Source organism: Inquilinus ginsengisoli, assembly GCF_050434925.1.
Lineage (GTDB): Bacteria > Pseudomonadota > Alphaproteobacteria > DSM-16000 > Inquilinaceae > Inquilinus > Inquilinus ginsengisoli_B.
On sequence record NZ_JBNDJK010000001.1, the window covers coordinates 2752837 to 2779004 of the forward strand.

Here is a 26168-nt window from a genome sequence, read left to right on the forward strand (position 1 = left end):
GCCGCCGTCAGTAGTCCCATTCCATGGTCACGCCGACGCCGCCGCCGCTGTCGCCGCCAGCCTCGGCCTTGCCCTTGATGTTGTCGGTGATGTCGATGGTGACCGTGGCCCGGGTACTGCCGGCGTCGATGCCCTGTTCCACCCCGACCCGCACGCCCTTGGTGAGATAGCGGCCGAGGCCGATCGCAGAGCCGCCGGAGGCGTCCGTGTTGAAGTCGAGCTGGTCGAGGCCGAGCGACTTCTGGATGCCGCCGAGCAGGCCGGTGCCGCCGCCGCCGACTCCTGCCATTTCCGCTGCCGCCTGGGCCAGCTGGATCGCCTGGGTCGGGCTGAGCTGGCCGGTGGCCTGGCCGAACAGCAGGCGCGACAGCACCTCGTCCTGCGGCAGCTCGGGCGACGAGCTCAGCGTGAGCTGGGGCTTCGAGGCATAGCCGCCGATCTCGATATTGGCGGTGACGTCGCCGGCCCGGGTCGAGGCCAGGAAGTCGAGTCGCGGATCCATAACCCCGCCGTCGAAGCTGATATTGCCGTGCTCGAAGTCCAGGCGCTGGCCGAATTTCGAGATCTGGCCGCGGCGCATCTTGAAGTTGCCCTGGATGTCGGGGGTGGACGTCGTGCCGACGATCTTGAGCTGCCCCTGCATCTCGGCATCGATGCCCTGGCCGCGGACATAGAACTGGTTCGGCGAGTCGACGGTGATGTCGAGCCGGATCTGCGATGGCGGCTTCTGCGGCTGGTTCCGGTTGCGGTTCCGGCTCGGCGGCGTCGCCGTGTTGAGGGCAACACCCTCCGCCTTCATCCGGGCCGCAACCTCCGGCGGCACGTTGATCTGGCGCACGGGTATCGGCGTCACCGAGACGGGGAAGCTGTCCGGGATCTGGATGACCGCGTTGCGGATCTTGATCGAGCCCTGGAGCAGCGCATCGGCCGACAGGTCGCCGGACAGGGACAGGTCGCTGTCGGCATGGGCGGTCGCCAGATCGCTGGACACCAGCAGCGCGTTGCTGGTCTGGATCCGCATATCGATCGGCAGGCTGCCATTCGCGCCCAGGGTGACGCTGCCGTTGCCGCTGACGGTGCCGCCGCCCGGCGTCTTGGCCGACAGGCTGGTCAGGCGGAAGCTGTCGCCGGCGCCGGTCACGGTGGCGTTGATGGCCTGCAGCCGGACGCCGTATTCGGAGTTCTGGTAGCTGCCGTTGCGCAGGGTGACGGTACCGGAGGCCTGCGGCCTGTCCGCCGTGCCCTCGATCCTGACGTCGAGCGACAGCGGGCCGGCGATGCGGTCGGCGCCGGCGGCCAGGAAGTCGTTGAACATCGCCAGCTCGACCTGGCCCTTGGCCGAGCCCGAGATTGCCCCGCCGCCCAGCGGCACCGCGGCCTGCAAGTCGAGCCGGGCGCGCCCAGCGGTGACCCGGCTGGTGACGTTGATCCGCTGTCCGCCCAGCGTGCCGTCGGCGGTGGCGTCGATCGCGGGCAGGCCGGCGGTGTTCAGTCCGCCCATCTTCGCGCCGGACACCTTCAGCGAGAACTTGCCGCCCGGGTCGGCGGCGCTGCCGGTGATGGTGGCCTCGCCGTTCAACTGTCCTTGCAGATCTAGGCCGGGGCTGGCGATCGAGGCCAGGCCGAGCGGCAGCCGGGCGATGCGGGCGCGCAGGTCCAGCGCGTCGCCGGCGCGGCCGGACAGGCTGACGCTGCCGCCGCCGCTGACCGCGAGGTCGATGGTGCCGAGATCGACGCCGGCGGCGCCGGCATGGATGGTGGCCGGCCTCGACAGGGTGACCGACTGGCCGGACTGGCGGATCGCCAGGTTCTTCAGCCCGACTACGGTCTCGGCTCCGTTCAGGCCGATATCGGCCGCCATGTCGGCGGTGCCGTAACCGGTCGCGGCCTGCAGCTTCAGCGCCAGCTGCTGCATCGTGCCGGCGACGGTCAGCTCGGCCCGGCTGATCGGGGTGCCGCTGGCGGTGGCGTTGGTGACCAGCAGCCGGCCGTCCTGGATGCGGCGGCCGTCCACCATCGGGTCGAGCACGGTGCCGGTCAGCCGGATCTCGCCGAGCTGGGCCTGGTCGGCATACGCGACGCGCCGGGCGGTCAGGTCGATCTTGGCGCCGGCCGCGGGGTCGAGCGTCAGGGTGGCGTCGAGCTGCCCGCGCAGCGCCTGGCCGATGAAGGCGCCGACCACGCCGAGATCGGCCACGGCCAGGCGAATGGTACCGCCGACCGGCTTGCCGTCCGCCGCCAGCGCAGCATTGCCGTCGGCCTTGATGCCGGCGACGTCCAGCACCAGCGTGCTGACATCGATGCCGCCATCCGGCTTCCGGGCCAGCACGATGTCGCCGGTGGCCGGCTTGCCGTCGACTGTGCCGGCCAGCTTGACCGTACCTGCAGGCGCAGCAGGCAGGCCGGCGGCGTCGATGTCGACGGTCAGGTGCTCGACCGCATGGCCGGCGGTCTTCACCCCTTCGGCCACAACCTGGCCCTTGACGCCGAGCGCGCCGATGGTGCCGGACAGGGCGGCGTCGACCGACACCGCGCCCTCGACGCCGGGCGACACCGCGGCGAGCGAGCCGAGCGCCGCCTTGACCGTGCCGTCGATCGCGTCGCCATCCAGCGTCCCGGCGGCATCGAGCGAGGCCTTCTCGCCCTTCACGCTGATGCCGGAGACGGTGATCTTGCCGGCGGCGTCGCGCTCCACCCGGCCGGTCAATGTCGCCTGCTTGCCCAGCACGGCGGCGGTCGGCGTGGCTTCGGCGTTCGGCTCGGCGATGGTGCCGGTCCATTCCAGGGTGGCGGCGCCGTCGGCGGCCAGCATCGGCTTCACCGTCAGGTCGAGGCCGCCGGAGATCGGCTGGCCGACCAAGCCGGAGAAGCGGCCGAGATCGGCATAGGTCAGGTGCAGCGTGCCGGCGCCGGAGGGCGCCATCGCATCGCCCTGGCCGCTGGCGGTCAGGACGGCGCCATCCAGCCGGGCCTCCAGCCGGTCGATCACCGCCTTGCCCGACTGGGTGGCGCTGCCGTCGAAGCTGAGCTGCAGGGTGTGGCCTGCCGCGGTCTCGAGCAGCGGGTCGCCCAGCGCCAGGCCGTCGGCGGAGGCGGTGACGTGCAGCCCGATCGGGGCTTCGGGGTCGGAGAACGGGCCTTGCGGCGTCGCCGTCAGGTCGACCATCAGGGTGCCGGCGGCATACGGATCCTGGCGCAGCCCGGTGCCGCGGATCGTCGCGACCACCACCGGCGCATCCAGGGCGCCCTTGGCGGTGCCGTCGACCGCCAGCGACTCCCAGCCGATGCCCGGCGGCAGCAGCGTGGCGAAGCCGGCTGCGGTGCCGGCCTGCAGCGTGTAGGCGAGATCGACCTGGTTGCCGGTCGGGTTCACGCTGCCGGTCACCGAGACGCTGCCGGCCGCAGCCTTAGCGTCGAGCTGGCGGATGGTGATCGGGCCGGCATCGGCGATCTCCGCCTCGACCTTCAGCGTTGTCGGGCCTTGCAGCAGCGGGGCGGCGGTGGCGGCGAGCGCGGCCGGGACCAACCGGACGGCATCGGCGTTCAGATCGACGGTCAGGCGCCGGCGGCCTTCGCCGGGCTCGATCCGCACCTCGCCCTCGACGCCGCCCAGGTCGCCGACCTTGCCGGTCAGGGTGGCGCGCCAGTCGCGCAGGGTGCCGGTGCCGTTGAGCTTCAGGTCGACCGGAGGTTGCCCGGGGAACTGGGCCATGCCGGCGATCAGGCCGCCCGGCGGCTCCTGCACCGACACGGCGACATCGAGCTGCTCGGTCGACGGGATGAAGGCCAGCCTGGCGGTGATGTCGCCGGCCGCGCCGTCCAGCCGGCGGACCGCGAGGTTGGCGGCCAGCCCCTGCGACGGGTCGCCCAGCTGGGCGTCGCCGACCACGCTCAGGGTCGCCGCCAGCCCGGCGATGGCCGGGCCGACCGCGATCCGCTCGACATTCAGCCGGTCGAGCCGGATGTCGACCGGCAGCCGCGGCAGCGAGAAGCCGGTGGAGGTCGGCTCCGTCTCCGGCTCGGTGCCGGCGGCGGGCAGGCGGTCGACCGTGACCGTGCCGGCCTCGACCGCGTCGACCCGCAGGGTGCGACGCAGCAGCGCCGAGGGGCTCCAGGCGAGGTGGGCCCAGTCGACCGTCACCATCTTGCCCGCCGGGTCGGACACGGCGACGTCGCGGACCGTCATGTCGAAGGGCACGAAGCCCTCGATCGCGCCGATCGAGACCTGCATCTCCGGCGAGCTCGCCAGGCTGCCGGCCTGGTCGGCGATCAGGCGCTTGCCGGGGCCGGTCTGCGCCGCCGCGAAGACGACTAGCAGCAGCGCGACCGGCAGGCCGATGACGACCGCCAGGACGATGAGGAGGATTCTGAGCGCGCGCATCAGAACGCCTGCCCGATGCTGATGTAGAGCTGGAAGCTGTCGTCGCTCGCGCGCTTGTTCAGCGGGATGGCGATGTCGGCGCGGATCGGCCCGATGCCGGTGTAGTAGCGGGCGCCCAGACCGGCCGCGTACTGGATGTTGCTGCCGAAATCCGGAACGCTCTTGTCATAGACGCCGCCGGCGTCGAAGAACGGCACGATGCCGATCGTGTCGGTGATCTTGTAGCGCAGCTCCAGGCTGGCGATGATCGAGCTGAGGCCCCCGGTCGGGTTGTCTTCCTTATTCAGCGGGCCGATGCTCTGGTACTTGTAGCCGCGGACGCTGCCGCCACCGCCGGCATAGAGCCGCTTGTCGGGCGGCACGTCGGCGATGTCCGGCCCGGCGATGCTGCTGATGCCCAGCTGCCCGGCCAGGATGATGTCGCCGTCGCCGCCCGACAGGTCGATATAGGTCGACCCCAGCGCCTTGGCCACGACCATGTCGACCGAGGAGCCGAGGAAGGTCGGGTAGGGGGTCAGCGACAGCTGCGCCCGGTAGCCCTTGCTCGGGTTCAGCAGGTTGTCGGTGGTGTCGATCTTGGCGCCGAGCGGGATGCCGACGAAGGTGTAATCCCACTCGCCTTCGTCGTTCTCGACATGGCCGGTCTCGAAGCTGAGCCCGGCCAGCAGGTCGATCTCCTTCGAGTATTTGTAGGTGGCGATGCTCTGCACCAGGCCGCGGGTGCTGGTGTAGGCGTCCAGCACCTCGCGTACCGCCTCGGCCTTGGAGTCGAGGGTGGTGTTGCGATCGAAGAAGCCCGGCACCTTCAGGGACACGCCGAACTTGAAGTTCGGCTCGGTCGCGTCGTTGTAGCCGAGGCCGCTGACCTCGCCGTCGATGCGCAGCTGCTCGGCCCCGCCCCACAGGTTGCGGTGGCCCCAATAGGCGTTCACCCCGGCGCCGTAATTGGTTTCGTATTTGGCGCCGAAGCCGATGAAGCGCAGCGGCCGTTCCTGCACCGCGATCGTCACCGGGACATTGCCCTGCGCGTCGATCTGGTCCGCGGTGGTGACGCGGACGCTGCTGAATACGCCCAGATCGGCCAGGTCCTTGCGCAGGTCCTGGACCTGCTGCGGCGAGTAGACCTGGCCGGTGACGAAGGGCACGCGGCTCTGAATGAAGCTTTCCCGGACCGTCTCCTCGCCTTCCACCGTCACCGGACCGAAACCGGCCTTGGGCCCGGGGTCGAGAAACTCGGTCAGGTCCATGGTCTGGTCGGCATGATCGACCACCGCGTCGCGCGACGGCACCTTGGCCAGGGGATAGCCCTGGTCGTTCATCTGCGCCACCATCGCGCCCTCGGCGCTGAGGATGGTGCCGGACAGCGCCGGCTTGCCGGGATCGAGGCCGAGCGGCGTGCGGTCGATCACCAGCGGCAATTGGTCGGACCCCTGGATGTCGGTCAGCCGCACGGTCCCGAACTTATAAGATGGACCGAGATCGATCTTGATCGAGACCTTGACCGGATCTTTGCTTTGCCGTGCCGTCAGCCGGTCGACCAGCCCGGGATCGTCCATGTCCACGCCGTCGATGGTGATGTGAACCTCGCCGCCGTAATACGATAGCGCCCCCAGGGCGCCGTACAGCCGGTCGCGGTCGGCCAGCGCCCGGCGGACCAGCCCGACCGGGCCGGAGGGCGGGCTGGACTGCAGCTTCAGCAGGTTCGAGGCGCCGGTCAGCGCCGCGGTCGCGTTCTCGTCCGGGATCGGCTCCAGAGTCGCCGCATAGGGCAACTCGTCGGGCAGCGGCGCCGTCTCGGTCGCCGCGTCGCCGTCGGTCGCGGGCTCGTCCTGGGCCAGCAGCGCTGCCGAAGGAACCAATGCAGCGAGGAGGCCGAGCCACCCGAGTCTGCCCAGTCTTGCTCGCAATCCCGCGCTCTCCCTGTCGCCGCGCGCTGGTGGTGCTGCCGCCGCTCGCGCTTCGGTTGTGCCATGATGGGAACACATACCATGCAACTTTCGTTGCCTTGGTCGTCCTAAATTCTACCTCGACTTTTCAACGATTTGGCGCCTCGACTTGCGTTTGGCGCCGATCCGACTATATTGCACTGCAACGGCGGCTGGGGCGTTGGTAAGACGACCCGTCCGCCGTCCTTTGTTTTGCCCGCATCGCTTCCCGCCCTCCCGCCCCTTGGACGGACCATGGATATCCGGAACATCGCCATCATCGCCCATGTCGATCATGGCAAGACCACGCTCATCGACGTGCTGCTGCGCCAGTCGGGGGCCTTCCGCGACAACCAGGTTGTGGCCGAGCGGATCATGGACTCGAACGACCTCGAGCGCGAGCGCGGCATCACCATCCTGGCGAAATGCACGTCGCTGGTGTGGAAGGACGTCCGCATCAACATCGTCGACACGCCGGGCCACGCCGATTTCGGCGGCGAGGTCGAGCGCATCCTCAACATGGTCGACGGCGTGGTGGTGCTGGTGGACGCGGCCGAGGGGCCGTTGCCGCAGACCAAGTTCGTCACCGGCAAGGCGCTGAAGCTGGGGCTGCGGCCGATCGTGCTGATCAACAAATGCGACCGGCCGGACGCCCGCCCGCACGAGGTGCACGACGAGGTGTTCGACCTGTTCGCGGCGCTCGACGCCAATGACGACCAGCTCGACTTTCCGACCCTGTTCTCCTCGGCCAAGCAGGGCTGGGCGGCGGAGAGCCTGGAGGCGGAGCGGACCGACATGGCGCCGCTGTTCGACCTGGTGCTGCGCCACGTGCCGGCGCCGAAGATCGAGGAAGACCAGTCGTTCCGCATGCTGGCCACCACGGTCGAGGCCAACCCCTATCTCGGCCGGGTGCTGACCGGCCGCATCCGCTCCGGCACGGTCCGGCCGAACATGACGGTCAAGGCGCTGTCGCGCACCGGCGAGACCATCGAGACCGGGCGCATCAGCCGGGTGCTGGCTTTCCGCGGCATCGAGCGCCAGCCGATCGAGATCGGCGAGGCCGGCGACATCGTCGCCATCGCCGGGCTGGAAACCGCGACCGTCGCCGACACCATCTGCGACCTGAACGTGACCGAGGCCTTCGCGGCCCAGCCGATCGACCCGCCGACCATCGCCATGACCTTCTCGGTCAACGACAGCCCGCTGGCCGGCACCGAGGGCGACAAGGTCACCAGCCGCGTCATCCGCGCCCGGCTGCTGCGCGAGGCCGAGGGCAATGTCGCGCTGAAGATCACCGAGACCGCCGAGAAGGATGCCTTCGAGGTCGCCGGCCGCGGTGAATTGCAGCTCGGCATCCTGATCGAGACCATGCGGCGCGAGGGCTTCGAGCTGTCGATCAGCCGGCCGCGCGTCGTCTACAAGGACGACGAGTCCGGCCAGGTGCTGGAGCCGATCGAGGAAGTGACGATCGACGTCGACGAGGAGCATTCCGGCATCGTCGTGCAGAAGCTGTCCGAGCGGAAGGGCGAGCTCCTGGAGATGCGGCCCTCCGGCGGCGGCAAGCAGCGCCTGGTCATGCTGGTGCCGACTCGCGGCCTGATCGGCTACCAGGGCGAGTTCCTGACCGACACCCGCGGCACCGGCGTGATGAACCGGATCTTCCACGACTACGCCCCGCACAAGGGCGCCATCGCCTCGCGTCACACCGGCGTGCTGATCTCGAACGCCCAGGGCGAGGCCGTGGCCTACGCGCTGTGGAACCTGGAGGACCGCGGCCCGATGCTGATCGAGCCGCAGGCGAAGGTCTACCAGGGCATGATCATCGGCGAGCACACCCGCGGCAACGACCTCGAGGTCAACGTGCTGAAGGGCAAGCAGCTGACCAACATCCGCACCACCAGCAAGGACGAGGCGGTGCGCCTGACCCCGCCGATCCAGATGACGCTGGAGCGGGCGCTGACCTACATCAACGACGACGAGCTGGTCGAGGTCACGCCGAAGACGGTCCGTCTGCGCAAGACCGTGCTGGACCCGAACGAGCGCAAGAAGATCGAGCGCCAGAAGAAAGAGGCCTGAGACTCAGGCCGCGGCGATGCCGGACGGCTCCGGCATCGCCTCGCTCTCCGTCGTCCCGCCGCCGCCGTTTCCGGCCGGCTTCGGGGTCCATTGCATCACCGCCGTGGCGATGGCGCTGAAGCCGCGGACCACGACCGTGTGCGCCTCCAGCCCCTCCGGCATCTCCCCGGCAAGCTCCCGCGGCCCCAGCAGGCCGACCACCAGAATGGCGTCCGGCCCGATGCGCCGGCGCAGCCGCCGGATCAGCCGGCCCAGCTGGTGCTCGGTCACGGTGCCGGAATGGGCCACCATCACCACCGGCACGTCGACCGCCTCGGGCACCGCCCCGCCGCGCTCGCCATGGCGGCAGGCGATGCCCTTCTCGGCCAGCAGCTGACCGGTCATCAGCGCGGCGGCCTGGTCCAGCTCGTCCCGCGCGCCGAGGCACAGCACGGCGGGCGGCGTGTCGTGCCCGTCCTCGTCGAGATCCGCGACCGCCGCCAGGATGCCGCCCCAGACCGCGCCGCGCTGCGGGCCGTCCAGCGCGCCGCGCTGCCGGTCGGCCTGGGCCAGGTGGATGGCCGGCAGGATCATGCTCTCGAACAGCGCCTGGCGGGACTGGCCCTGCAGCCCGCGCTCGGCCAGCTCCGACGCTTCCAGCGGATCGCCGGCCAGGATGCGCTGGTAGAAATGCGCCTCGGGCGTCAGCGCCGGCGTGCTGCCCAGGAGCACGTCCAGGAAGCCGAACTGCGGCACGTGCCGGCCCAGCACGGCCAGGCAGACCGTCAGCGGCACCGCCAGCAGCAGCCCGGGAATGCCCCACAGGGTCAGCCAGAAGATGGTGGCGAACAGCACGGCGAAGGGTGACAGGCCGGTGCTGCCGCCATACAGCAGCGGCTCACCGACATTGACGGTGATCAGGTCCAGCACCACGAACAGCGCAATCGTCTCCAGCGGCATCAGCCAGCCGGGATCGACGGCGAAGGCCAGGATGGTCGGCAGCAGCGCGGCGGCGACCGTCCCGACCAGCGGAATGAAGCGCAGCACCGCCGACAGCAGGCCCCACAGTATGGGGTTGGGCACGCCGATGACCCAGAGGCCGATGCCGAAGGCCGCGCCGTAGCAGAAGTTCAGCAACGCCTGGGCCAGCAGGAAGCGGCTGAGTCGCTGCGCCGCGTCGTCCATCGCCGCGGTGGCGCGGGTCAGGTCCTTGGATCCCAGCAGCCAAATCAGCCGGTTCCGCAGATCCTCCCGCTCCAGCAGCATGAACACCGAGAAGACCAGGACCACGCCGATGATGGCGAAGGGCTCGATCAGCGGCGCGCCGACCTCCCAGGCCAGTTGCAGCGGCGTCAGCGCCGGCGGCACCAGTTGCACCGGCACCGGCTTGCCCTGGGCGCCCTCCATGCCCATCGGGGCGGACGCCACCGCCCGTTCGGTCGCCTCCTCGGACAGGCGGGCCACCATGGCCGTCAGCCGGTCGATCAGCCCGCCGCCCGGCGCGACCTCCTTGATCGACTGGATCTTGGTCTCGAGGTTGCTCTGGTATCGCGGCAGGTTGCCGGCCAGGTCGATCGCCTGGCTGGCCACCAGCACGATGAAGACCACCGCCCCGATCGACAGGGCGACGATGACGATCAGCACCGCCGGGGTCCGCGGCAGCCCCAGCTTGCGCAGCTGCAGCACCACCGGGGCCATGGCGAAGCTGATCAGCAGCGCCAGCGAGAACGGGATCAGCACGTCGCGGCCGAAATACAGCGCCGCGGTCGCCGCCAGGATCACCAGGATCCCGTTGGTCGAGGACAGGGCGCCGATCTTGTCGGTCAGCGGGGTCAGGCTGCGGTGGGATCGGCCGGGTTCGGACAGCATCTGGGCACGGGCGGAAGCCTGGGGCGGGAATGGAACGGTGCGGTAACCCCCGCAGTTCCCGCCGCATCGCTCCGGGTCGATCCGGATGGCCGGCTACTCCATCTCCTCCAGCTCCCGCCCGCGGGTCTCGCGCACCGCGCGGCTGACGAAGACGAAGGACAACAGCGCCATCACCGCGTAGATGCCATAGGCCACGCCGAGGCCGGCGGAGGCGAGGGACGGAAAGGTCTCCGAGACTACGAAGTTGGCGACCCACTGCGCCGCCGCGGCCACGGCCAGCGCATAGGCCCGGATGCGGTTGCTGAACATCTCGCCCAGCAGCACCCAGACGACCGGCCCCCAGCTGACCCCGAAGAACACGACGTAGAGATTGGCGGCGGCAACGGCGACCACGCCGGCCGTCCCGTCCAGCACCGGCGTCATGGCGCCGTTGACCATCTCGGTCGGGGCCGTACCGAAGATATAGGCCATGGTGCCCAGCGACAGGGTCATGCCGGCCGAACCGACGAGCAGCAGCGGCTTGCGGCCGACGCGGTCGATCAGGGCGATGGCCACCAGCGTGGTCAGGATGTTGGTGACCGAGGTGGCGACCGTGATGATCAGGGAATCGGCCTCGGTGAAGCCGACCGCCTGCCACAGCACCGAGGAGTAGTAGAAGATCACGTTGATGCCGACGAACTGCTGGAACACCGACAGCAGGATGCCGGTCCAGACGATCGGCAGCAGGCCGAAGCTGGGGCCGGCGAGATCGCGCAGCGACTGCCGGTTTTCCTGGTCGATGCTGTTCTCGATCTCGGCGATCTTCACCCGCGGCGGCGGCCGGTTGCCGACGAAGCGCCGCAGCACCTCGGTCGCCTCGGCGATGCGCTTCTTGCTGACCAGGAAGCGCGGCGATTCCGGGATGATGCCGGCCAGCACCCCGTACACCACCGACGGCACCGCCATGGAGATGAACATCCAGCGCCAGGCTTCGAGCCCGAGCCACAGCGTGTTCCCGGCGCCGCCGGCCGCGGCGGCCAGCGCGTAATCGCACAACAGGGCGACGAAGATGCCGACGACGATGGCCAGTTGCTGCAGCGAGCCGAGCCGCCCGCGGATATGGGCGGGCGAGACCTCGGCGATATAGGCCGGGGCGATCACGCTGGCGGCGCCCACGGCCACGCCGCCGAGGAAGCGCAGCGCCGTCAGCGCCCAGATGTCCCAGGCCAGCCCGGAACCGACGGAGCCGATCAGGAAGATGACCGCGGCCAGCTGCATCACCGCGATCCGGCCGTATCTGTCCGCCAGCCCCCCGGCGAACCAGGCGCCGACCGCGGAGCCGAGCAGGGCGCTGGCCACCGAGAAGCCGAGCAGCACGTCGCCGGCGCCGGACCATTCGCGGATGGCGCCGACGGCGCCGTTGATCACCGAGGTGTCGTAGCCGAACAGGAAACCGCCCATCGCGGCCGACAGGGCGACCAGGAAAGTCTTGCCGACGACAGAGCCGCCGTCGCCGGAAGTGGCCGAGACACCTCGCTCAGGCGAACGGTCTGCTGTCGACATGGTCCGTCTCCGGATTGCGATCCCCAGGACTGTGAACCTGTCGACCGGCGATTCCTATCGACGAAGGATCGTGTCTCTACGGCGGAAACGGCATGGGTCATGGCCGCGGCCGAGGCCCTCAGGTGGTCAGGCCCGTCCCGGCGGGTGCGGTGGGAGACGCCGGCGCCGGCATTCCCGGGGCAGGCCGCTCGGGAGTGGCGGGCCTTGCCCGTGCCGGCCGCTCGGCCGCGACGATGGTGCCGCGCAGGAGATCGGATATCGCCTGCTGCAGCAGCTTCCGGCCGTGGGGCTCGGCCCCGACGCCGACGCTGACGCCGACCGCCGTCAGGGAGTGATCGCCGGTCATGCTCATGCCGAGCACCGCCTGTGAGCGGCGAAGCGGGCCTGCGGGCTCGACCGGCGTGAGCGCGAAGCCGTTGTAGACGCCGAAGTCATCCGCGCCGAGATACTGGAACCCGCCTAAATCCAGGCGGAACTCCCGCGATGACGGATTCGGCGTCCGGTACATGGCCCGTTCGCTCATCAGCGCGGACACCTTGGGGTTGGCCATCATCGTCAGGAACATCCGCCGGTCCATGATCGCCGCCTCCTCGGCCGATGCCGGCTGCAGGGCGGAGGCGACGAGCGCGAGCCGGTCGACCACAACGCTGGCGGACGGCGACGATGGTTCGTCACAGGGCCGGAACACGCCCAGCAGCGTGTCATCGGGCTCCAGGTTCTTGCTGACGGCGCGCATTGCCTGGGCGCCCAAAGTGTCGGATTCGTCCGACAGGCAATAGCCGGCCGGGGCCACGGCCTGGAAAGGCACGGCGGCATGGGCCACCGCGGTGGCCGGTGACGTCGGCACGATCTGCCGCGGCGCCTGGGCGGCGCAGGCCGAAAGAGCCGCCAGAAGGACGGCCAGCCCGAACAATCGCATCGTGAAATCTCCCCCCTCGCAATAGAGGAAGCCTAACGCGGCGGCGCCCCGGCGGCGAGTAGGATTCCACTCAGCCCGGCAGCGGTTCCAGCCGCCAGGCGCCGCCCTGACGGGCCAGCTTCGGCTGCAGCCAGGCCAGGGCCGCGCGCAGCGCCTCCTCGACGCCCCAGGGCAGGTTGACCAGGACGAGGCCGGAGCCGTTGAGGCGGGCCGGGAACAGCGTGTCGAACACGGTCAGCTCGGCCGCCCAGGCGCGGGGCAGGGGCGGCAGCGCCGCCAGCATGGCGTCGACCGGCGGCCGGTCCTTGATCGGATACCAGGCGGCGATCACACCCTCGGGCCAGCGCCGGTGCGCGGTGGCGAGGCCGCGGGCCAGCCGCGCCAGTTCGTCCGGCTGCTCGAAGGACGGGTCGAGCAGCAGCAGGCCGCGGCGCGGCTGCGGCGGCAGCAGGCCGCGCAGCGCCTCCCAGGAATCACGGTGGTGGATCGCGACCTGGCTGTCGCCGCCGAATTCGGCGCGCAGCCTGGCGTTGTCTTCCGGATGCAGCTCGACCAGTGTCAGCCGGTCCTCCGGCCGCATCAGCGCCCGGATCAGCCGCGGCGATCCCGGATAGATCTCGAGCCTGCCGGACGGGTTGAAGCCGCGCACCAGTTCGAGATAGCGCGCCACCGCGGCGGGAGTTTCCGTCTCCCGTTCGATCCGGGCGATGCCGTCGACATATTCGCCGGTCTTGGCGGCCTCGGCGGCCAGGGCGTAGCGGCCGACCCCGGCATGCAGGTCGAGGGCGGAGAACGGCTTGTCCTTGCCGCGCAGCGCCTCGACCAGCGCCACCAGCACCACATGCTTGAGGACGTCGGCCTGGTTGCCGGCATGGAAGGCGTGGCGATAGTTCATGCCGCCCGTAGCACCGCCACCCAGCCGGGCAGCGGCGTCCCGTTCTCGGTGCGGGCCCAGGCCGCCTCGACCTCGGTCACGGCGAAGCCGGTGGCCGCGGCGACCGCCGCCAGATAGCCGGGCGAATGCAGGTAGCGGTGGCGGTCGCCCAGGCGCCAGCTTTCGCCGTCATTGGGATTCCGCGGTCAAGGCGAACCACCCGCCCGGCCGCAGCACGGCCCGGACGCCGGCGAACAGCGGCGCGAGATCGCCGATATAGACCGCGACATCCGCGGCCAGGATCAGGTCGTAGCGCTCCGGCCACTCCGCCAGGGCCGCGACGATCTCGCCTGGCTCCAGCCGGTCGTACAGCCGTCGCGCCATCGCCTGCAGGATCATGCCGGGCGACAGGTCGATCCCGTCCAGCCGGCGGCGGCGGTCGGCGAAGGCGGCGCCGGCCAGCCCGGTGCCGCAGCCGAGATCGAGGATGTCGAAGTCGCCCTCGGGGACAATCCGGTCGACGGCGCGGCGCAGCAGCGCCGGGCCGCGATAGTGCAGCGCGTCGACCAGCGACGTCTCGAACCGTGGCGCGTACTGGTCGAACAGGGTACGGACATGCGCCTCGGGCAGCTGTGCCGGCGCCGGGGCGGCGCCGATCAGCGCCAACCGGACCGCGGCGCCCATCCGGTCCTCCGGATCCAGCTCCAGCGTGGCGCGATAGGCCGCGGCGGCGTCGCCGCCGGCCGCCTCCAGCGCCTGGCCCAGGGCGTAGCGGATCTCGACGTCGCCGGGGGCGATCTCGATCGCGGCGCGGATGGCGTCCGCGGCGTCTTCCGGCTGGCCGTCGGCGAGCAGGGCGAGGCCGATCTCCAGACGCCGGCGCGCCCGCGGGTCCGGGATGGGAAGGGGAAGGGTCATGGGATGGAACGTCCGAAGCGCCGCAGCCGTGCCACAGTCGCGCGCGGGCTTATAGCCGAAGCGCTCTCGGGCGTCGAGAGGCGCCCCGGGGATCTAGGCGCTGGTGGGATAGACGAAGCCGTCCGCTTCGTAGACGCCGCCATAGGCGCCGGTATCGGGGTTCCAGAACCGCACCGCGGTCCAGTCGTTGTCGTTGGAGACGTCGATCACCGACTGCTCGCGGTAGATCCGCCGCCGGGTCGCCCCGTCGCTGCCCCAGTTGGTGTGCGACACGGTGATCTCACGCGAGTTGCGCACCGACACCACCACCGAGATATGGCCGGAGCTCAGCCGGTCCGACCGGCCCAGAACCAACACGGCGCCGGAGCGCGGCGCACCGCCCTTGCCGTAGACGCCGTCGGCTTGGTCCCACCAGGTCCAGGCGTCGCCCTTGATCTGGATGCCGGAGACGGCGCGGGCATAGGGCACGCACTCCTCCGGCGCATTGGCAGTGACGTAGCGGGCGACGCCGGCGCCGGTCGGGTTGCGGACGATGTCGCGCCCGCCGCCGCCACAGGCGGCCAGGGCCAGCAAGACCGACAGCACCCAGGCGTGTCGCAGCATCTGTCGCCCTCAACCGAAGAATCAGAAATCAACTCCAATATGTTGAAATGTAGATATTTTTAGGATTCTGGTCAAGATCGAGGCGGAGCGGCTTGCCCGCCGTCGCCGATGCCGGGCCGTTGCGGCCAGCTCGGAGCGTCAGAGCTTGTAGACTTCAAACGGAAGATTTTGGAATGCAGCTTGGATAGGGCATAGACTGTCTTCATGCCCACGAAATAGAGCGACCAGTTTGATTTCCCGATTTTCCTTGAAGATCGCGACGGAAACCGTGTGGGCCATGCCGCCATGTTCGAGCCAGACGTACCAGACCCTTCGCAGAGGCTGACTCGGGTGGGACCGGGTCTCTACCGAGAAGCCGCGGATGAAGCGGCGCCACGCCAACGTATCTTCGTCCCGGATGACGTCCGAGTTCTGCCATTCGGCATCCCGCGGGGCGACGATGCTAGGCAGGGCCGCGGGCAGGCTGTCCGCGGGCACCTCCGGATCGGAGGACGCCGGCGATGCTGCGCCAGATCGGCTCGGGCATGGCCGCCAAAGAGTCGAACCGCTGCACCCTGGCGCCGTCGTCCTGCGGTGGGCAACCGACCTCCGGGCTCGGATATGGCTCGGCCCAGGCGGACGACGACACCAGCGCGGCCAGGAACGCACCTGCCACGCCGCCCTTCACAGACATCCCCATCGCGGATTCCCCCGACATTGCCCCGCGTCGGATCATGGCATGAGGGCCGGACGCGGCCAACGGACCGCCCGGCACACTCCGCCGCTTGACAGGCCGTCCCCGGGCGCGCTCTGATCGGGGCGTTCCGAGGGGAGCTCCGGTAAGGAGCTGAGACACCACACCATTCGCGACGTGGGAACCCTTCGAACCTGATCCGGGTCGTGCCGGCGTAGGGAATGGAACCACATGCGCGCTCAGCCGCTCTCTTTCCAGCTTTCCGTCTTTGGCACGCCCTCAATCCGTCCGATCGAGGAGGCCGTGGATGCCCAAGGACGTCATCCCCACAACCGTCACCACCGGCCCGCTGCCGGCGTCGCGCAAGGTCCATGTGCCGGGCGAGCGCAACCCCGAGCTGCGCGTCGCCATGCGCGAGATCGTGCTGTCGCCCGAATCCGGCGAGCCGCCGCTCCGGGTCTATGACGCCTCCGGCCCCTACACCGACCCGGCGGCGCTGATCGACATCGGCGCCGGCCTGCCGCCGATCCGGGCCGGCTGGATCGCCGCCCGTGGCGACGTCGAGGCCTATGACGGGCGCACCGTCCGGCCGGAGGATGACGGGCGCCGCCCCGGCGAGGCGGCCAACCTGTTCGAGTTCCCGCGCGGCGACCGCCGGCCCTTGAGGGCCCGCGGCGGCACCGCGGTGACCCAGATGGCCTATGCCCGCGCCGGCATCGTCACGCCCGAGATGGAGTATGTCGCGATCCGCGAGAATCTCGGCCGCGAACGGGCGCGTGAGGAGGCGGCGCGCGACGGCGAAAGCTTCGGCGCCGCGATCCCGGACTATGTGACCCCGGAATTCGTGCGCGACGAGGTGGCGCGGGGCCGGGCGATCATCCCGTCCAACATCAACCACCCGGAATCCGAGCCGATGGCGATCGGCCGCAACTTCCTGGTCAAGATCAACGCCAATATCGGCAACTCGGCCGTCACCTCCTCGATTGCGGAGGAGGTGGAGAAGATGGTGTGGGCGATCCGCTGGGGCGGCGACACGGTGATGGACCTGTCGACCGGCCGCAACATCCACACCACCCGGGAATGGATCCTGCGCAATTCGCCGGTGCCGATCGGCACCGTGCCGATCTACCAGGCGCTGGAGAAGGTCAATGGCGTGGCCGAGGACCTGACCTGGGAGATCTTCCGCGACACGCTGATCGAGCAGGCGGAGCAGGGGGTCGATTACTTCACCATCCATGCCGGGGTGCGGCTGCCCTACATCCATCTCACGGCGAAGCGGGTCACCGGCATCGTCAGCCGCGGCGGCTCGATCATGGCGAAGTGGTGCCTGGCGCATCACCGCGAGAGCTTCCTCTACACCCATTTCCGCGAGATCTGCGCGATCATGCGGGCCTATGACGTGGCCTTCTCGCTGGGCGACGGGCTGCGTCCCGGCTCGATCGCCGACGCCAACGACGCGGCCCAGTTCGCCGAGCTGGAGACGCTGGGCGAGTTGACCAAGATCGCCTGGGAGCACGACGTCCAGGTCATGATCGAAGGCCCCGGCCACGTGCCGATGCACAAGATCAAGGCCAATATGGACAAGCAACTGGCGGTCTGCGGCGAGGCGCCGTTCTACACGCTCGGGCCCCTCACCACCGACATTGCGCCGGGCTACGACCACATCACCTCGGGCATCGGTGCGGCGATGATCGGCTGGTTCGGCACCGCCATGCTCTGCTATGTCACGCCGAAGGAGCATCTCGGCTTGCCGGACCGCGACGACGTCAAGACCGGCGTCGTCACCTACAAGATCGCGGCCCATGCCGCCGACCTGGCCAAGGGGCACCCGGCGGCGCAGATGCGCGACGACGCGCTGTCCCGCGCCCGCTTCGAGTTCCGCTGGCGCGACCAGTTCCACCTGTCGCTCGACCCCGACACGGCGCTGGCCTATCACGACCAGACCCTGCCGGCGGAAGGTGCCAAGACGGCGCATTTCTGCTCGATGTGCGGCCCGAAATTCTGCTCGATGAAGATCACGCAGGAGATCCGGGCCTCGGCCGAGGCGGGGATGGAGGAGATGTCGGCGCGGTTCCGCGACGGCGGCAGCCAGATCTATCGCGCGGCGGAGTGACTGCGGACCGGCCGGTCCGTGCGCACCGAGATGAAAATGATTCTTGGTGCGCACGGAGACGACCGGTATAGGACTCGGAGCGGAATTTGACCGCTGGCGGCCCGGGGCGGGCGTCCTGCCCCGGGTTGTCGTCGACGGCGCTCGGCGCGAGGAGATTTCGATGGCAGCCCTTTCCGAACACGCGGCCAAGGCCGGGCTGATGACCCGGTTCCTGCTGCAGCGCCGGTTTCGGCGCGTCGCCTGGCGGGACTGGGTGGCCGACCGGATCGCCAGCCGGGTTGGGCGCGGCCCGGTCTCCGGCACGCCGGAGGCCCAGGGTGCCGCCAAGGCCCTGACTGCCGAGGGCTTCGCCATGACGCCCTGGCTGATGACGCCCGACCGGATCGCCGACATGCGGCGCCACTTCGCCGGGCATCATTCCTTCAACCCCTACAAGCCCGAGCACGGCACCTTCCAGGCGCCGGAGCAGGCGCCGAAGGGCACCCATGTGGCGCATTTCCGGCCGGAGGTGGTGGTGAACGCGCCGCACGCCCTGGCGATCGCCAACGACCCGGCGGTGCTGGAGGCGGTGCAGGCCGCCCTCGGCTGCAAGCCGACGATCAGCTACATGGCCGCCTGGTGGTCGATCGCCGGGGACGAGGAGGGGCAGCACGCCGAGCTGTTCCATCGCGACTATGACGACTGGCGCTTCATCAAGCTGTTCATCTATCTCACCGATGTCGATGCCGGGGCCGGACCGCACATCTATGTCCGCGGTTCGCACCGCGAGGACCGGCTGATGCCGATCCGGCGCTATTCCGACGCCGAGGTCGAGGGCGCCTTCGGCCGCGAGCGCTTCGTCCGGTTCGAGGGGCCTGCCGGGACCAGCTTTTTGGAGAACACCTTCGGCTTCCATCGCGGCCAGCCGGCGCGGACCTCCGCGCGGCTGATCTTCCAGGTGGTCTACTGCCAGGGCCCGATCCTGTACGGCCCGCTGCGGCCGATCGTCGATGCCGGCCGGGTGGCCCCGGGCCTGACGCTCGACCCGCACGTCAACCGCGTCTACCTGCGGGCCTGACCCGGATGACGATCCCAGGGTCGCCATGAGCCGCCCCCGGCCATGGCGTTGGCGATGACCCTCGCCCGGGTCCGGGCGGTCGGCGGCCAGGCGGCGGTGTTCCTGCTCGCCTTCGCGCTCGGCAAGGGCTCCGCTTTCCTCGGGCCGTTGCTGCTGTCGCAGGTGATGAGCATCCAGGATTACGGCACGGCCGAGCTGGGGCTCAGCATCGGCGTGATCGGGGCGCAGATCCTCAGCCTCGGCATCCCTGGGGCGGTCCCGCAGCTGGTCCTGATCCGCAAGGACGACCGGGTCCTCGACCTGCTGTTCTTCGTCGTCGCCACGATCGGCCTGATCGGCCTGGGCGGCGCCGCCATCGCCTGGACCGCCGCGGGCGCGCTGCTGCCGGTCTTCGCCGGCGTCGCCATCGCCGGTGCCGGGGCGCAGGTCGCCGCCAGCGTCTACTATCGCGCCATGGGGCGCCGCTTCGGCATCCTGGTGGCCGACAACCTGGCGCTCTACGTCTTCCTGATCGTCGGCGCGCTGGTCTTCCTGGCTCTGTGGCGAGTGCCGCTGGCGCCTGTGATCCTCGGCTGTGGCGCCGCGGCGCTCGGCTTCACCCTGTTCGCCGCCATCGGCCTGGCGCGCACCATCCGGCCGGGTTTCTTCGCCGCCTATGCCGACGCCCGGCGGATGGGCTTCTTCATGATGGTGAACTCGCTGGTCTATTTCGCCATCGCCAACAGCTCGCGGGTGCTGGTCGGCTTCTTCCTGTCGGTCGAGGCGGTGTCGGTCTATGCGGTCTGCGTCCGCATCTCGGCGGCGATCTTCCTGGTGCACCAGCTGATCGTGACCGCCTATTTCAAGACGCTGTATGAGGCCTCGGTCGAGTGGTTCGACCGCTTCTACCTGGTGCTGCTGGCGCTGACCATGACCGGCGCCGCGGTGATCCTGGCCGGCTTCGAGCTGTTCGCCGCCGACCTGCTGCCGGGCTGGCGGGCGCATCTGCCGGAGATGTCCCGGCTGCTGCCCATCGTCTGCATGCAGACGATCTGGTGGGTGTCGCTGGCCCATGTCGAGCTGCGGATCAACCGCGCCCTGATCTCGAAGCAGGCGACGATCTGGCTGCTCGGCTGCGCCGGGGTGATGATCGCGGCCCTGGCGCTGCTGCAGGCGCTGGGCCTGCTGACCCTGTCGGCGGCGGCGCTGGTCTTCGCCGCGACCCTGTTCATCGCGCTGCACATCCAGCTGACGCTGCTCAAGCGCAACGGCGTGGCGCTGCCGCGGATGCGGGTCGCGCTGTTCGTGCCGCTGGTGTTCCTGATCCCGGCCTGGTTCCTGGCTTAGGGCTCGCGCTTGGAGCCGCTGGCCCACAGGCGGCGCAGCTGGTCGACGAAGTCCTGGCTCTCCTGCAGCGTGCCGAAGAACTGGGCGTCGGCCTCGCGCACCCGCGGCATGGCGGCGTTCAGCACCTCAGCCCCCTTGGCGGTGACCCGCAGCTGCCGCGCCCGGCTGTCGGTCGGGTGCGGCGCCCGGGCGACGAAGCCACCGGCCTCCAGCGACCGCACCACCTGGCTGGTCATCATCGCATCGGTCTTGCAGAAGGCGGCCAGCCGGGCCTGGGTGACGTCGCTCTCCTTGCGGCTCAGCCAGGCCAGCCCGGCCAGCAGCACGAACTGCACATGGGTCAGGCCGAGCGGTTCCAGGGTCGAGCGCTGCAGCCGCTGCCACTGGTTGGCGACCTGCCACAGCAGGAAGCCAGGGCTGTTCTCGGGGCGCAGGGTGCGCGAGAGGGTGTCCCAGTCCAAAGCCACGTGCCGCGTTCCGCCATGATTTTGCCCTGACCCTAGGCGCGCAGAGGAACGGCATCAAGCCGGATGGTCACGCCCCCGGATGGAACTCGGTGTCGACCAGCCCGAACAGCAAGTGATCCCGCCAATCTCCATCGATCTTCAGATAGGCGCGAGCATGGCCTTCATGGGTGAAGCCGAGGCGCAGCAGCAGCTTCTGGCTGGCCTCGTTGTGCGGCAGGCAGGCCGCTTCGATTCGGTGCAGGCCGAGCTGGTTGAAGCCGAAGGCCACCGCCGCCGCGGTCGCGTCGGTCATCAGCCCCCGCCGGGCGAATCGCTCGCCGATCCAGTAGCCGATCGACGCGGACTGGGCGACGCCGCGGCGGACGTTGGAGAAGCCGATGCCGCCGACCAGCTGCTTGCTGTCGCGCTCGAAGATCAGGAAGCCGTAGCCCTCGTCCTGCCGCCATTCGTAGATCTGGCGGCGCAGCCGGCGCAGATAGGCGGCGCGGCTCAGCGCGTCCTCCGGCCAGGTCGGCTCCCACGGCGTCAGGAAGCTGCGGCTGTCGCCGCGCAGCGCCACCCATTGGCGCCAGTCGCGCAGCCGCGGCGGCCTCAGATAGGTCCGCCGGCCCTCGATCCTGACCGGCGGAAGGGTGCCGAGCCCCGTTCGGAAGAAGCCGATCACCGCCGCCCCGCTCAACGCCGTCAGCCGATCCGGGCGCGGATCGCGTCGTAGCTCTCGAGCCGGCCGACCGGCCCCAGCGCCGCCAGGGTGGGGGCGGTGCGGAACACGCGCTCGGCGACCCGGCGCACCGCGGCGGCGTCGATCGCGTCGATCTTCGCCACCACCTCCTCCGGCGGCACCGGGCGGCCGAAGATCAGCATCTGCTGGCCCAACTGCTCGGCCCGCGCCATGGTCGATTCCAGGCTCATCAGTAGCCCGGCCTTGATCTGGGCGCGGGCGCGGGCGACCTCGTCCTCCGCCGCGTCGCCGACCACCCGGCCGATCTCGCCGCACAGCACCGGCAGCAGCTCCTCCACCTCGGTCTCGCCGGTGCCGGCATAGATGCCGAACAGCCCGCCATCCTGGTAGGCGCTGGTGAAGGAGTAGATCGAATAGACTAGGCCGCGCTTCTCGCGGATCTCCTGGAACAGCCGCGAGGACATCCCGCCGCCCAGCAGGGTCGACAGCACCGAGGCGGCGTAGAAGTCCGGGTCAGTGTAGGACAGGCCGGGGAAGCCCAGCACCAGGTGCAACTGCTCGAGGTCGCGCTCCTCGCGGTGCTCGCCGCCCTGATAGGCGGCAGGGGCGGTGCGCGCCTGGGCCTTGGCCGGCAGGCCGGTCAGCAGCCGCTCGGCCTGCTCGGCGAGCCGGTCGTGGTCGACGTTGCCGGAGGCGACCAGCACCATGGTGTCGGCGCCGTAGTTGCGGCCGATATAGCCGGCGATCGCCTCGCGCGGCAGCGACCCGACGATGTCGGCCGTGCCCAGCACCGGCCAGCCGATCGGCTGGTCCGGGAAGGCGGCTTCCTGGAACTGGTCGAAGATGATGTCGTCCGGCGTGTCGATCGCCTGACCGATCTCCTGCAGCACCACGGCGCGCTCGCGCCCCAGCTCGGTCTCGTCGAACACCGAGTTCTGCAGGATGTCGGCGAGGATATCGAGTGCCAGCGGCGCGTCCTGTTTCAGTATGCGGGCGTAGTAGGCGGTGTTCTCGCGGCTGGTATAGGCGTTCAGATGGCCGCCCACCGCCTCGATTTCCTGGGCGATGTCCTGGGCGTTGCGCCGGCGCGTGCCCTTGAACGCCATGTGCTCCAGCAGATGGGCGACGCCGTTGACCTCGGCGGTCTCGTGCCGGGTGCCGGCGCCGACCCATAGCCCGACGCAGGCGCTTTCGACGGTGGAGATCGGGTCGGTGACGACGCGCAGCCCGTTCGACAGGGTGCTCTCACGGGGCGGCATCAGGCCGGCCCTCCATTGGTGCGGGACTCGCGGACGAAGGCTTCGATGGCGGCAAGATTGTTGGGCAGCAGGGTCAGCCGCTCCTCTCGTTCGAACAGGTCGGCCAGGTGCGGCGGCAGCGGCGGCCGCCAGCCGGTGGCGCGCTCGACCGCATCCGGGAACTTGGCGGGGTGGGCGGTGGCGGCCACCACCATCGGGATGCCGGGGCCGGCCGGATGGGCGCGGGCGGCGGCCAGGCCGCAGGCGGTGTGCGGGTCGATGGTCTGGCCGGTCGCGGCGCGGGTCTCGGCGATCACCTTCAGTGTGCCGTCGTCGTCCAGGCGGTGGCTGGCGAACAGCTCGGTCGCGGCCTCGTGCATCGCCGGGGTCACGCTGAACCGGCCGGTGCCGCGGAACTCCGCCATCAGCGCGCTCAGTCGGTCGGCGTCGCGATCGCACAGCTCGAACAGCAGCCGCTCGAAATTGGAGGAGATCTGGATGTCCATCGACGGGCTCAGCGTCGGCACCACCCCGTCCATCTTCATCTCGCCCGACTTGAAGAAGCGGTCGAGGATGTCGTTGCGGTTCGACCCGACCACCAGCCTGGCGATCGGCAGGCCCATCTTGCGGGCGGCATAGGCGGCGAAGACATTGCCGAAATTGCCGGTCGGCACGGCGAAGGCCACCGGCCGGTCGGGCGCGCCCAGGGCCAGTGCGGCCGCGGCGTAGTAGACGATCTGGGCCATGATCCGGGCCCAGTTGATCGAGTTCACCGCCGAGAGATGGACCTCGTCGCGGAACGGGGCGTCGGCGAACATCGCCTTCACCATGTCCTGGCAGTCGTCGAAGCTGCCCTTCAGCGCCACGTTGCGGACGTTGGATGACAGCACCGTCGTCATCTGCCGGCGCTGCACCTCGGAGGTGCGGCCCTCCGGGTGCAGGATGACGATGTCGATGGCGGCGCGGTCGCGGCAGGCCTCGATCGCGGCCGAGCCGGTATCGCCCGAGGTGGCGCCGACGATCATCACCCGCTCGCCGCGCTTGGTCAGCACATGGTCGAACAGGCGGCCCAGCAACTGCAGGGCATAATCCTTGAAGGCGATGGTCGGGCCGTGGAACAGCTCCATCAGCCACAGGTCCTGGTCGATCTGGACCAGCGGCGCCACGGCGGGATGGCCGAAGCCGGCATAGGTCTCGGCCGCCAGTGCCGCCAGCTCCGTCCGGGTCAGCGACCCCTCGACGAAGGGCAGCATCACCTCGGTCGCCAGCTCGGCATAGGGCAGGCCGCGCAGGCGCCGCCACTCCTCGGCCGAACGGGTCGGCCAGGTTTCGGGCAGATACAGCCCGCCGTCGCGGGCCAGGCCGGCCAGAAGCACATCGTCGAAAGCAAGCGCGGGGGCGTGACCCCGGGTGCTGATATAGCGCACCGCGGCATTCTCCAGGACAGAAGCGGCGTACCCTAGGGCCAAGGCCGAACCGGTGCAAGCCGGCCGCCGCCGCCATGGACGCCGCTGCCGCATCGCAGACCGGCGCCGTTGGCACGGCAGTTGCTGGGGGGTTGCCGGGGGGTTGCCGGGGCGAGCGGGACGGGCGGGGAAATCGGGGATGGTGGGGCGGATCTGCCGTCGGGGGCCGGCAGGGATTGCCCGAGAATTGGGCACCGATTCCCGATCCGGCTCGACCCGGAGCAAAAGTCGGGCAATCATCCGCACCGGGGAGGTATCCAGTCAACGCCGACCGGCGTTCAGATCGTGGCCGCGACCGGCCGCGCCTTCGAATCTTTTGGACCCAGCCGGGCCGGCATCGGCCGCCCGGCGTCCTGCAACCAAGAACCAGCGAGGCAGCGATGGCGGATGTGAGACAGCGAGGCAGACATCGATCCATGGCCCTGGCGGCCCCCGGGCCGCTGCGGTGGGCCGCGGCCGGGCTTCTGATCGGGGCCGCGGTGCTGGCGGCTTCGGCCTCGGCGCGGGCGGAGAACGTGTTCCGCTTCGCCTTCCAGGGCAACCTGAACACGCTCGACTCCGTACCAGTACAACGAGACCTTCACGACCGCGACGATGAGCAACGTCTATGAGGGGCTCACCAAGCGCGACCAGGAGATGAAGATCGTCCCCGCCTTGGCCACGAGCTGGGAAGTGACCGATGACGGGCTGAAATGGCGCGTCCATCTGCGCGAAGGCGTGAAGTTCGCGAATGGCGATGCCTTCAACGCCGACGACGTGCTGTATTCGCTCGACCGGCTGCGGGCCCCGGGCTCGGACATCAAGGGCCGCGTGCCCTCCGACATGAAGGCGGTGAAGGTCGACGACAACACGGTCGACTTCGTCCTGACCAAGCCCAACCCGCTGTTGAACGGGACCTGGGATTCCTGGCCGATCTTCGACAAGGAGTGGTCGGAGCAGAACAACGCCGTGGCGCCGTCCTCCACGGCCGACAAGAACCCCGGCTACGCCGTGCTGCACGCCAACGGCACCGGCCCCTTCATGGTCGAAAGCCATGAGATCGGGGTGAAGACGGTGTTCGTGCGCAACCCGAACTGGTGGGGCAAGCCCGAGGGCAATATCGACCGGGTCGAGTTCACGCCGATCGCGTCCTCGGCCACCCGCGTCGCCGCGCTCCTCTCCGGCCAGGTCGACTGGGTCGACCCGGTGCCGGTGCAGGACCAGGACCGCGTCACCAACAACGCCGACACCACGCTGCTGGCCGCGCCGGAGCTGCGCACCATCTTCCTCGGCCTGGACCAGGACCGCGACGAGCTCCTGTACTCCAACATCAAGGGCAAGAACCCGTTCAAGGACCAGAAGGTGCGGCTGGCCTTCTACCAGGCGATCAACGAGGACGCGATCGCCAAGCGCATCATGCGCGACCAGGCGACGCCGAGCGCCCTGATGATCTCGCCGGCGCTGTTCGACCGGGCCGGCGAGTTCAAGCGCCATCCCTACGATCCGGAGGCGTCGAAGAAGCTGCTGGCCGAGGCCGGCTATCCGGACGGCTTCGAGGTCACGCTGGACTGCCCGAACGACCGCTACGTCAATGACGAGGCGATCTGCCAGGCGGTGGTGTCGATGCTGGCCCGGATCGGGGTCAAGGTGACCCTGAACGCCCAGCCGCGCGCCAAGCACTTCACCCAGATCGGCGAGGCCGGCGGCCACAGCACCAGCTTCTACCTGCTGGGCTGGACTCCGGACGGCTATGATTCGCTCAGCGTCTTCAACAATCTGGTGCGCTGCCGGGCGCCGGGCGTCGCCGTCTCGAACGACGGCGGCTACTGCAACCCGAAGGTCGACGCCCTGGTCGACGCCTTCTCGGTCGAAGGCGACAAGACCAAGCGGGACGAGCTGATCTTCCAGGCCTACGACATTCTGCTGAACCAGGATGTCGGCTACCTGCCGCTGCACCAGCAGGCGCTGTCCTGGGGCGTGTCGAAGAAGTTCGCCGTGGTCCAGCGGCCGGACAACTGGCTGATCTTCGACTGGATCAAGAAGAACTAGAGACCCGCCGGGCGGCGGCCTCGAGCCGCCGC

The 26168-nt window shown here is 69.8% G+C and carries 21 protein-coding genes and 1 riboswitch; of the genes, 8 read left to right on the forward strand and 13 right to left on the reverse strand.

Features of this window, described 5'->3' with window-relative positions:
- Positions 1–7: 7 nt before the first annotated feature.
- Both QFZ27_RS12985 and QFZ27_RS12990 read right to left on the reverse strand, forming a co-directional pair.
- Positions 8–4381: a translocation/assembly module TamB domain-containing protein gene (locus tag QFZ27_RS12985; protein WP_429226814.1), complete on the reverse strand. Its 4374-nt coding sequence runs from the start codon at positions 4379–4381 to the stop codon at positions 8–10.
- Entirely contained in the window at positions 4381–6288 is a 1908-nt protein-coding gene (locus tag QFZ27_RS12990; RefSeq protein WP_429226815.1) for an autotransporter assembly complex protein TamA, read from the reverse strand. The genes QFZ27_RS12985 and QFZ27_RS12990 overlap by 1 nt, the downstream gene beginning before the upstream one ends.
- A gap of 273 nt (positions 6289–6561) precedes the next feature.
- Here QFZ27_RS12990 and typA point away from each other — a divergent pair, with 273 nt between their 5' ends.
- A complete protein-coding gene (typA, locus tag QFZ27_RS12995) occupies positions 6562–8382 on the forward strand; it encodes a translational GTPase TypA (RefSeq protein WP_429226816.1) in 1821 nt (606 codons plus the stop codon).
- Positions 8383–8385: 3 nt separating this feature from the next.
- Here typA and QFZ27_RS13000 read toward each other — a convergent pair whose 3' ends face one another.
- From QFZ27_RS13000 to QFZ27_RS13015, 4 genes are all read right to left on the reverse strand, one after another.
- The gene (locus QFZ27_RS13000; protein WP_429226817.1) at positions 8386–10230 is read right to left on the reverse strand and encodes an AI-2E family transporter; all 1845 of its coding nucleotides are present in this window, start codon (positions 10228–10230) and stop codon (positions 8386–8388) included.
- Positions 10231–10323: 93 nt separating this feature from the next.
- On the reverse strand, positions 10324–11772 hold the full coding sequence (locus QFZ27_RS13005; RefSeq protein ID WP_429226818.1) for a sugar porter family MFS transporter: 1449 nt from the start codon (positions 11770–11772) through the stop codon (positions 10324–10326).
- A gap of 118 nt (positions 11773–11890) precedes the next feature.
- Positions 11891–12691 (reverse strand): hypothetical protein, encoded by an 801-nt coding sequence (locus tag QFZ27_RS13010; protein WP_429226819.1) that lies wholly within the window; start codon positions 12689–12691, stop codon positions 11891–11893.
- Positions 12692–12761: 70 nt separating this feature from the next.
- Positions 12762–13586: a 23S rRNA (adenine(2030)-N(6))-methyltransferase RlmJ gene (locus QFZ27_RS13015; RefSeq protein WP_429226820.1), complete on the reverse strand. Its 825-nt coding sequence runs from the start codon at positions 13584–13586 to the stop codon at positions 12762–12764.
- Here QFZ27_RS13015 and QFZ27_RS13020 point away from each other — a divergent pair.
- Positions 13572–13703 (forward strand): hypothetical protein, encoded by a 132-nt coding sequence (locus QFZ27_RS13020; RefSeq protein ID WP_429226821.1) that lies wholly within the window; start codon positions 13572–13574, stop codon positions 13701–13703. The genes QFZ27_RS13015 and QFZ27_RS13020 overlap by 15 nt on opposite strands.
- A gap of 51 nt (positions 13704–13754) precedes the next feature.
- On the opposite strand, the gene QFZ27_RS13025 is transcribed toward QFZ27_RS13020, so the two are convergent.
- The 3 genes from QFZ27_RS13025 to QFZ27_RS13035 form a co-directional block, all read right to left on the reverse strand.
- Complete coding sequence (locus QFZ27_RS13025; protein ID WP_429226822.1) at positions 13755–14483, reverse strand: class I SAM-dependent DNA methyltransferase; 729 nt, start codon at positions 14481–14483, stop codon at positions 13755–13757.
- Positions 14484–14576: 93 nt separating this feature from the next.
- Entirely contained in the window at positions 14577–15086 is a 510-nt protein-coding gene (locus QFZ27_RS13030) for a CHAP domain-containing protein (protein WP_429226823.1), read from the reverse strand.
- A gap of 138 nt (positions 15087–15224) precedes the next feature.
- Complete coding sequence (locus QFZ27_RS13035; RefSeq protein ID WP_429226824.1) at positions 15225–15563, reverse strand: hypothetical protein; 339 nt, start codon at positions 15561–15563, stop codon at positions 15225–15227.
- Between the two features lie 23 nt (positions 15564–15586).
- Here QFZ27_RS13035 and QFZ27_RS13040 point away from each other — a divergent pair, with 23 nt between their 5' ends.
- The 4 genes from QFZ27_RS13040 to QFZ27_RS13055 all read left to right on the forward strand — a co-directional run bounded on the left by QFZ27_RS13040 (position 15587) and on the right by QFZ27_RS13055 (position 20255).
- On the forward strand, positions 15587–15808 hold the full coding sequence (locus QFZ27_RS13040; protein WP_429226825.1) for a hypothetical protein: 222 nt from the start codon (positions 15587–15589) through the stop codon (positions 15806–15808).
- A gap of 74 nt (positions 15809–15882) precedes the next feature.
- A riboswitch (TPP riboswitch) is annotated at positions 15883–15998 on the forward strand.
- A gap of 68 nt (positions 15999–16066) precedes the next feature.
- The gene (gene thiC, locus QFZ27_RS13045; protein WP_429226826.1) at positions 16067–17872 is read left to right on the forward strand and encodes a phosphomethylpyrimidine synthase ThiC; all 1806 of its coding nucleotides are present in this window, start codon (positions 16067–16069) and stop codon (positions 17870–17872) included.
- A gap of 160 nt (positions 17873–18032) precedes the next feature.
- On the forward strand, positions 18033–18929 hold the full coding sequence (locus QFZ27_RS13050) for a phytanoyl-CoA dioxygenase family protein (protein WP_429226827.1): 897 nt from the start codon (positions 18033–18035) through the stop codon (positions 18927–18929).
- A 54-nt stretch (positions 18930–18983) separates the two neighbouring features.
- Complete coding sequence (locus QFZ27_RS13055; RefSeq protein ID WP_429226828.1) at positions 18984–20255, forward strand: polysaccharide biosynthesis protein; 1272 nt, start codon at positions 18984–18986, stop codon at positions 20253–20255.
- On the opposite strand, the gene QFZ27_RS13060 is transcribed toward QFZ27_RS13055, so the two are convergent.
- The 4 genes from QFZ27_RS13060 to thrC all read right to left on the reverse strand — a co-directional run bounded on the left by QFZ27_RS13060 (position 20252) and on the right by thrC (position 24069).
- On the reverse strand, positions 20252–20722 hold the full coding sequence (locus QFZ27_RS13060; protein ID WP_429226829.1) for a MarR family winged helix-turn-helix transcriptional regulator: 471 nt from the start codon (positions 20720–20722) through the stop codon (positions 20252–20254). The two genes, QFZ27_RS13055 and QFZ27_RS13060, sit on opposite strands and share 4 nt — an antisense overlap.
- A 67-nt stretch (positions 20723–20789) precedes the next feature.
- Positions 20790–21401 carry a GNAT family N-acetyltransferase gene (locus tag QFZ27_RS13065; protein ID WP_429226830.1) on the reverse strand — a complete coding sequence of 204 codons (612 nt, stop codon included), beginning with the start codon at positions 21399–21401 and terminating at the stop codon, positions 20790–20792.
- Positions 21402–21406: 5 nt separating this feature from the next.
- A complete protein-coding gene (locus tag QFZ27_RS13070; RefSeq protein WP_429226831.1) occupies positions 21407–22663 on the reverse strand; it encodes a M16 family metallopeptidase in 1257 nt (418 codons plus the stop codon).
- Positions 22663–24069 carry a threonine synthase gene (gene thrC / locus QFZ27_RS13075; RefSeq protein WP_429226832.1) on the reverse strand — a complete coding sequence of 469 codons (1407 nt, stop codon included), beginning with the start codon at positions 24067–24069 and terminating at the stop codon, positions 22663–22665. The genes QFZ27_RS13070 and thrC overlap by 1 nt, the downstream gene beginning before the upstream one ends.
- 455 nt (positions 24070–24524) lie before the next feature.
- Here thrC and QFZ27_RS13080 point away from each other — a divergent pair, with 455 nt between their 5' ends.
- Both QFZ27_RS13080 and QFZ27_RS13085 read left to right on the forward strand, forming a co-directional pair.
- On the forward strand, positions 24525–24719 hold the full coding sequence (locus tag QFZ27_RS13080) for a hypothetical protein (RefSeq protein WP_429226833.1): 195 nt from the start codon (positions 24525–24527) through the stop codon (positions 24717–24719).
- Positions 24703–26136, forward strand: a complete 1434-nt coding sequence (locus tag QFZ27_RS13085) for an ABC transporter substrate-binding protein (protein WP_429226834.1) — start codon at positions 24703–24705, stop codon at positions 26134–26136. The genes QFZ27_RS13080 and QFZ27_RS13085 overlap by 17 nt, the downstream gene beginning before the upstream one ends.
- The last annotated feature ends 32 nt before the right edge of the window (positions 26137–26168 follow it).

What these genes read in the sequence shown, in the direction of transcription:
- QFZ27_RS13025 (WP_429226822.1), bottom strand. Translation starts at nt 14,483, where the DNA reads ATGACCCTTCCCCTTCCCATCCCGGACCCGCGGGCGCGCCGGCGTCTG.
- QFZ27_RS13085 (WP_429226834.1), top strand. Translation starts at nt 24,703, where the DNA reads ATGAGCAACGTCTATGAGGGGCTCACCAAGCGCGACCAGGAGATGAAG.
- QFZ27_RS13015 (WP_429226820.1), bottom strand. Translation starts at nt 13,586, where the DNA reads ATGAACTATCGCCACGCCTTCCATGCCGGCAACCAGGCCGACGTCCTC.
- QFZ27_RS13050 (WP_429226827.1), top strand. Translation starts at nt 18,033, where the DNA reads ATGGCAGCCCTTTCCGAACACGCGGCCAAGGCCGGGCTGATGACCCGG.
- QFZ27_RS12985 (WP_429226814.1), bottom strand. Translation starts at nt 4,381, where the DNA reads ATGCGCGCGCTCAGAATCCTCCTCATCGTCCTGGCGGTCGTCATCGGC.
- QFZ27_RS13040 (WP_429226825.1), top strand. Translation starts at nt 15,587, where the DNA reads ATGCTGCGCCAGATCGGCTCGGGCATGGCCGCCAAAGAGTCGAACCGC.
- QFZ27_RS13010 (WP_429226819.1), bottom strand. Translation starts at nt 12,691, where the DNA reads ATGCGATTGTTCGGGCTGGCCGTCCTTCTGGCGGCTCTTTCGGCCTGC.
- QFZ27_RS13070 (WP_429226831.1), bottom strand. Translation starts at nt 22,663, where the DNA reads ATGCCGCCCCGTGAGAGCACCCTGTCGAACGGGCTGCGCGTCGTCACC.
- typA (WP_429226816.1), top strand. Translation starts at nt 6,562, where the DNA reads ATGGATATCCGGAACATCGCCATCATCGCCCATGTCGATCATGGCAAG.
- QFZ27_RS13080 (WP_429226833.1), top strand. Translation starts at nt 24,525, where the DNA reads ATGGCCCTGGCGGCCCCCGGGCCGCTGCGGTGGGCCGCGGCCGGGCTT.
- QFZ27_RS13005 (WP_429226818.1), bottom strand. Translation starts at nt 11,772, where the DNA reads ATGTCGACAGCAGACCGTTCGCCTGAGCGAGGTGTCTCGGCCACTTCC.
- QFZ27_RS13030 (WP_429226823.1), bottom strand. Translation starts at nt 15,086, where the DNA reads ATGCTGCGACACGCCTGGGTGCTGTCGGTCTTGCTGGCCCTGGCCGCC.
- QFZ27_RS13000 (WP_429226817.1), bottom strand. Translation starts at nt 10,230, where the DNA reads ATGCTGTCCGAACCCGGCCGATCCCACCGCAGCCTGACCCCGCTGACC.
- thiC (WP_429226826.1), top strand. Translation starts at nt 16,067, where the DNA reads ATGCCCAAGGACGTCATCCCCACAACCGTCACCACCGGCCCGCTGCCG.
- QFZ27_RS13055 (WP_429226828.1), top strand. Translation starts at nt 18,984, where the DNA reads ATGACCCTCGCCCGGGTCCGGGCGGTCGGCGGCCAGGCGGCGGTGTTC.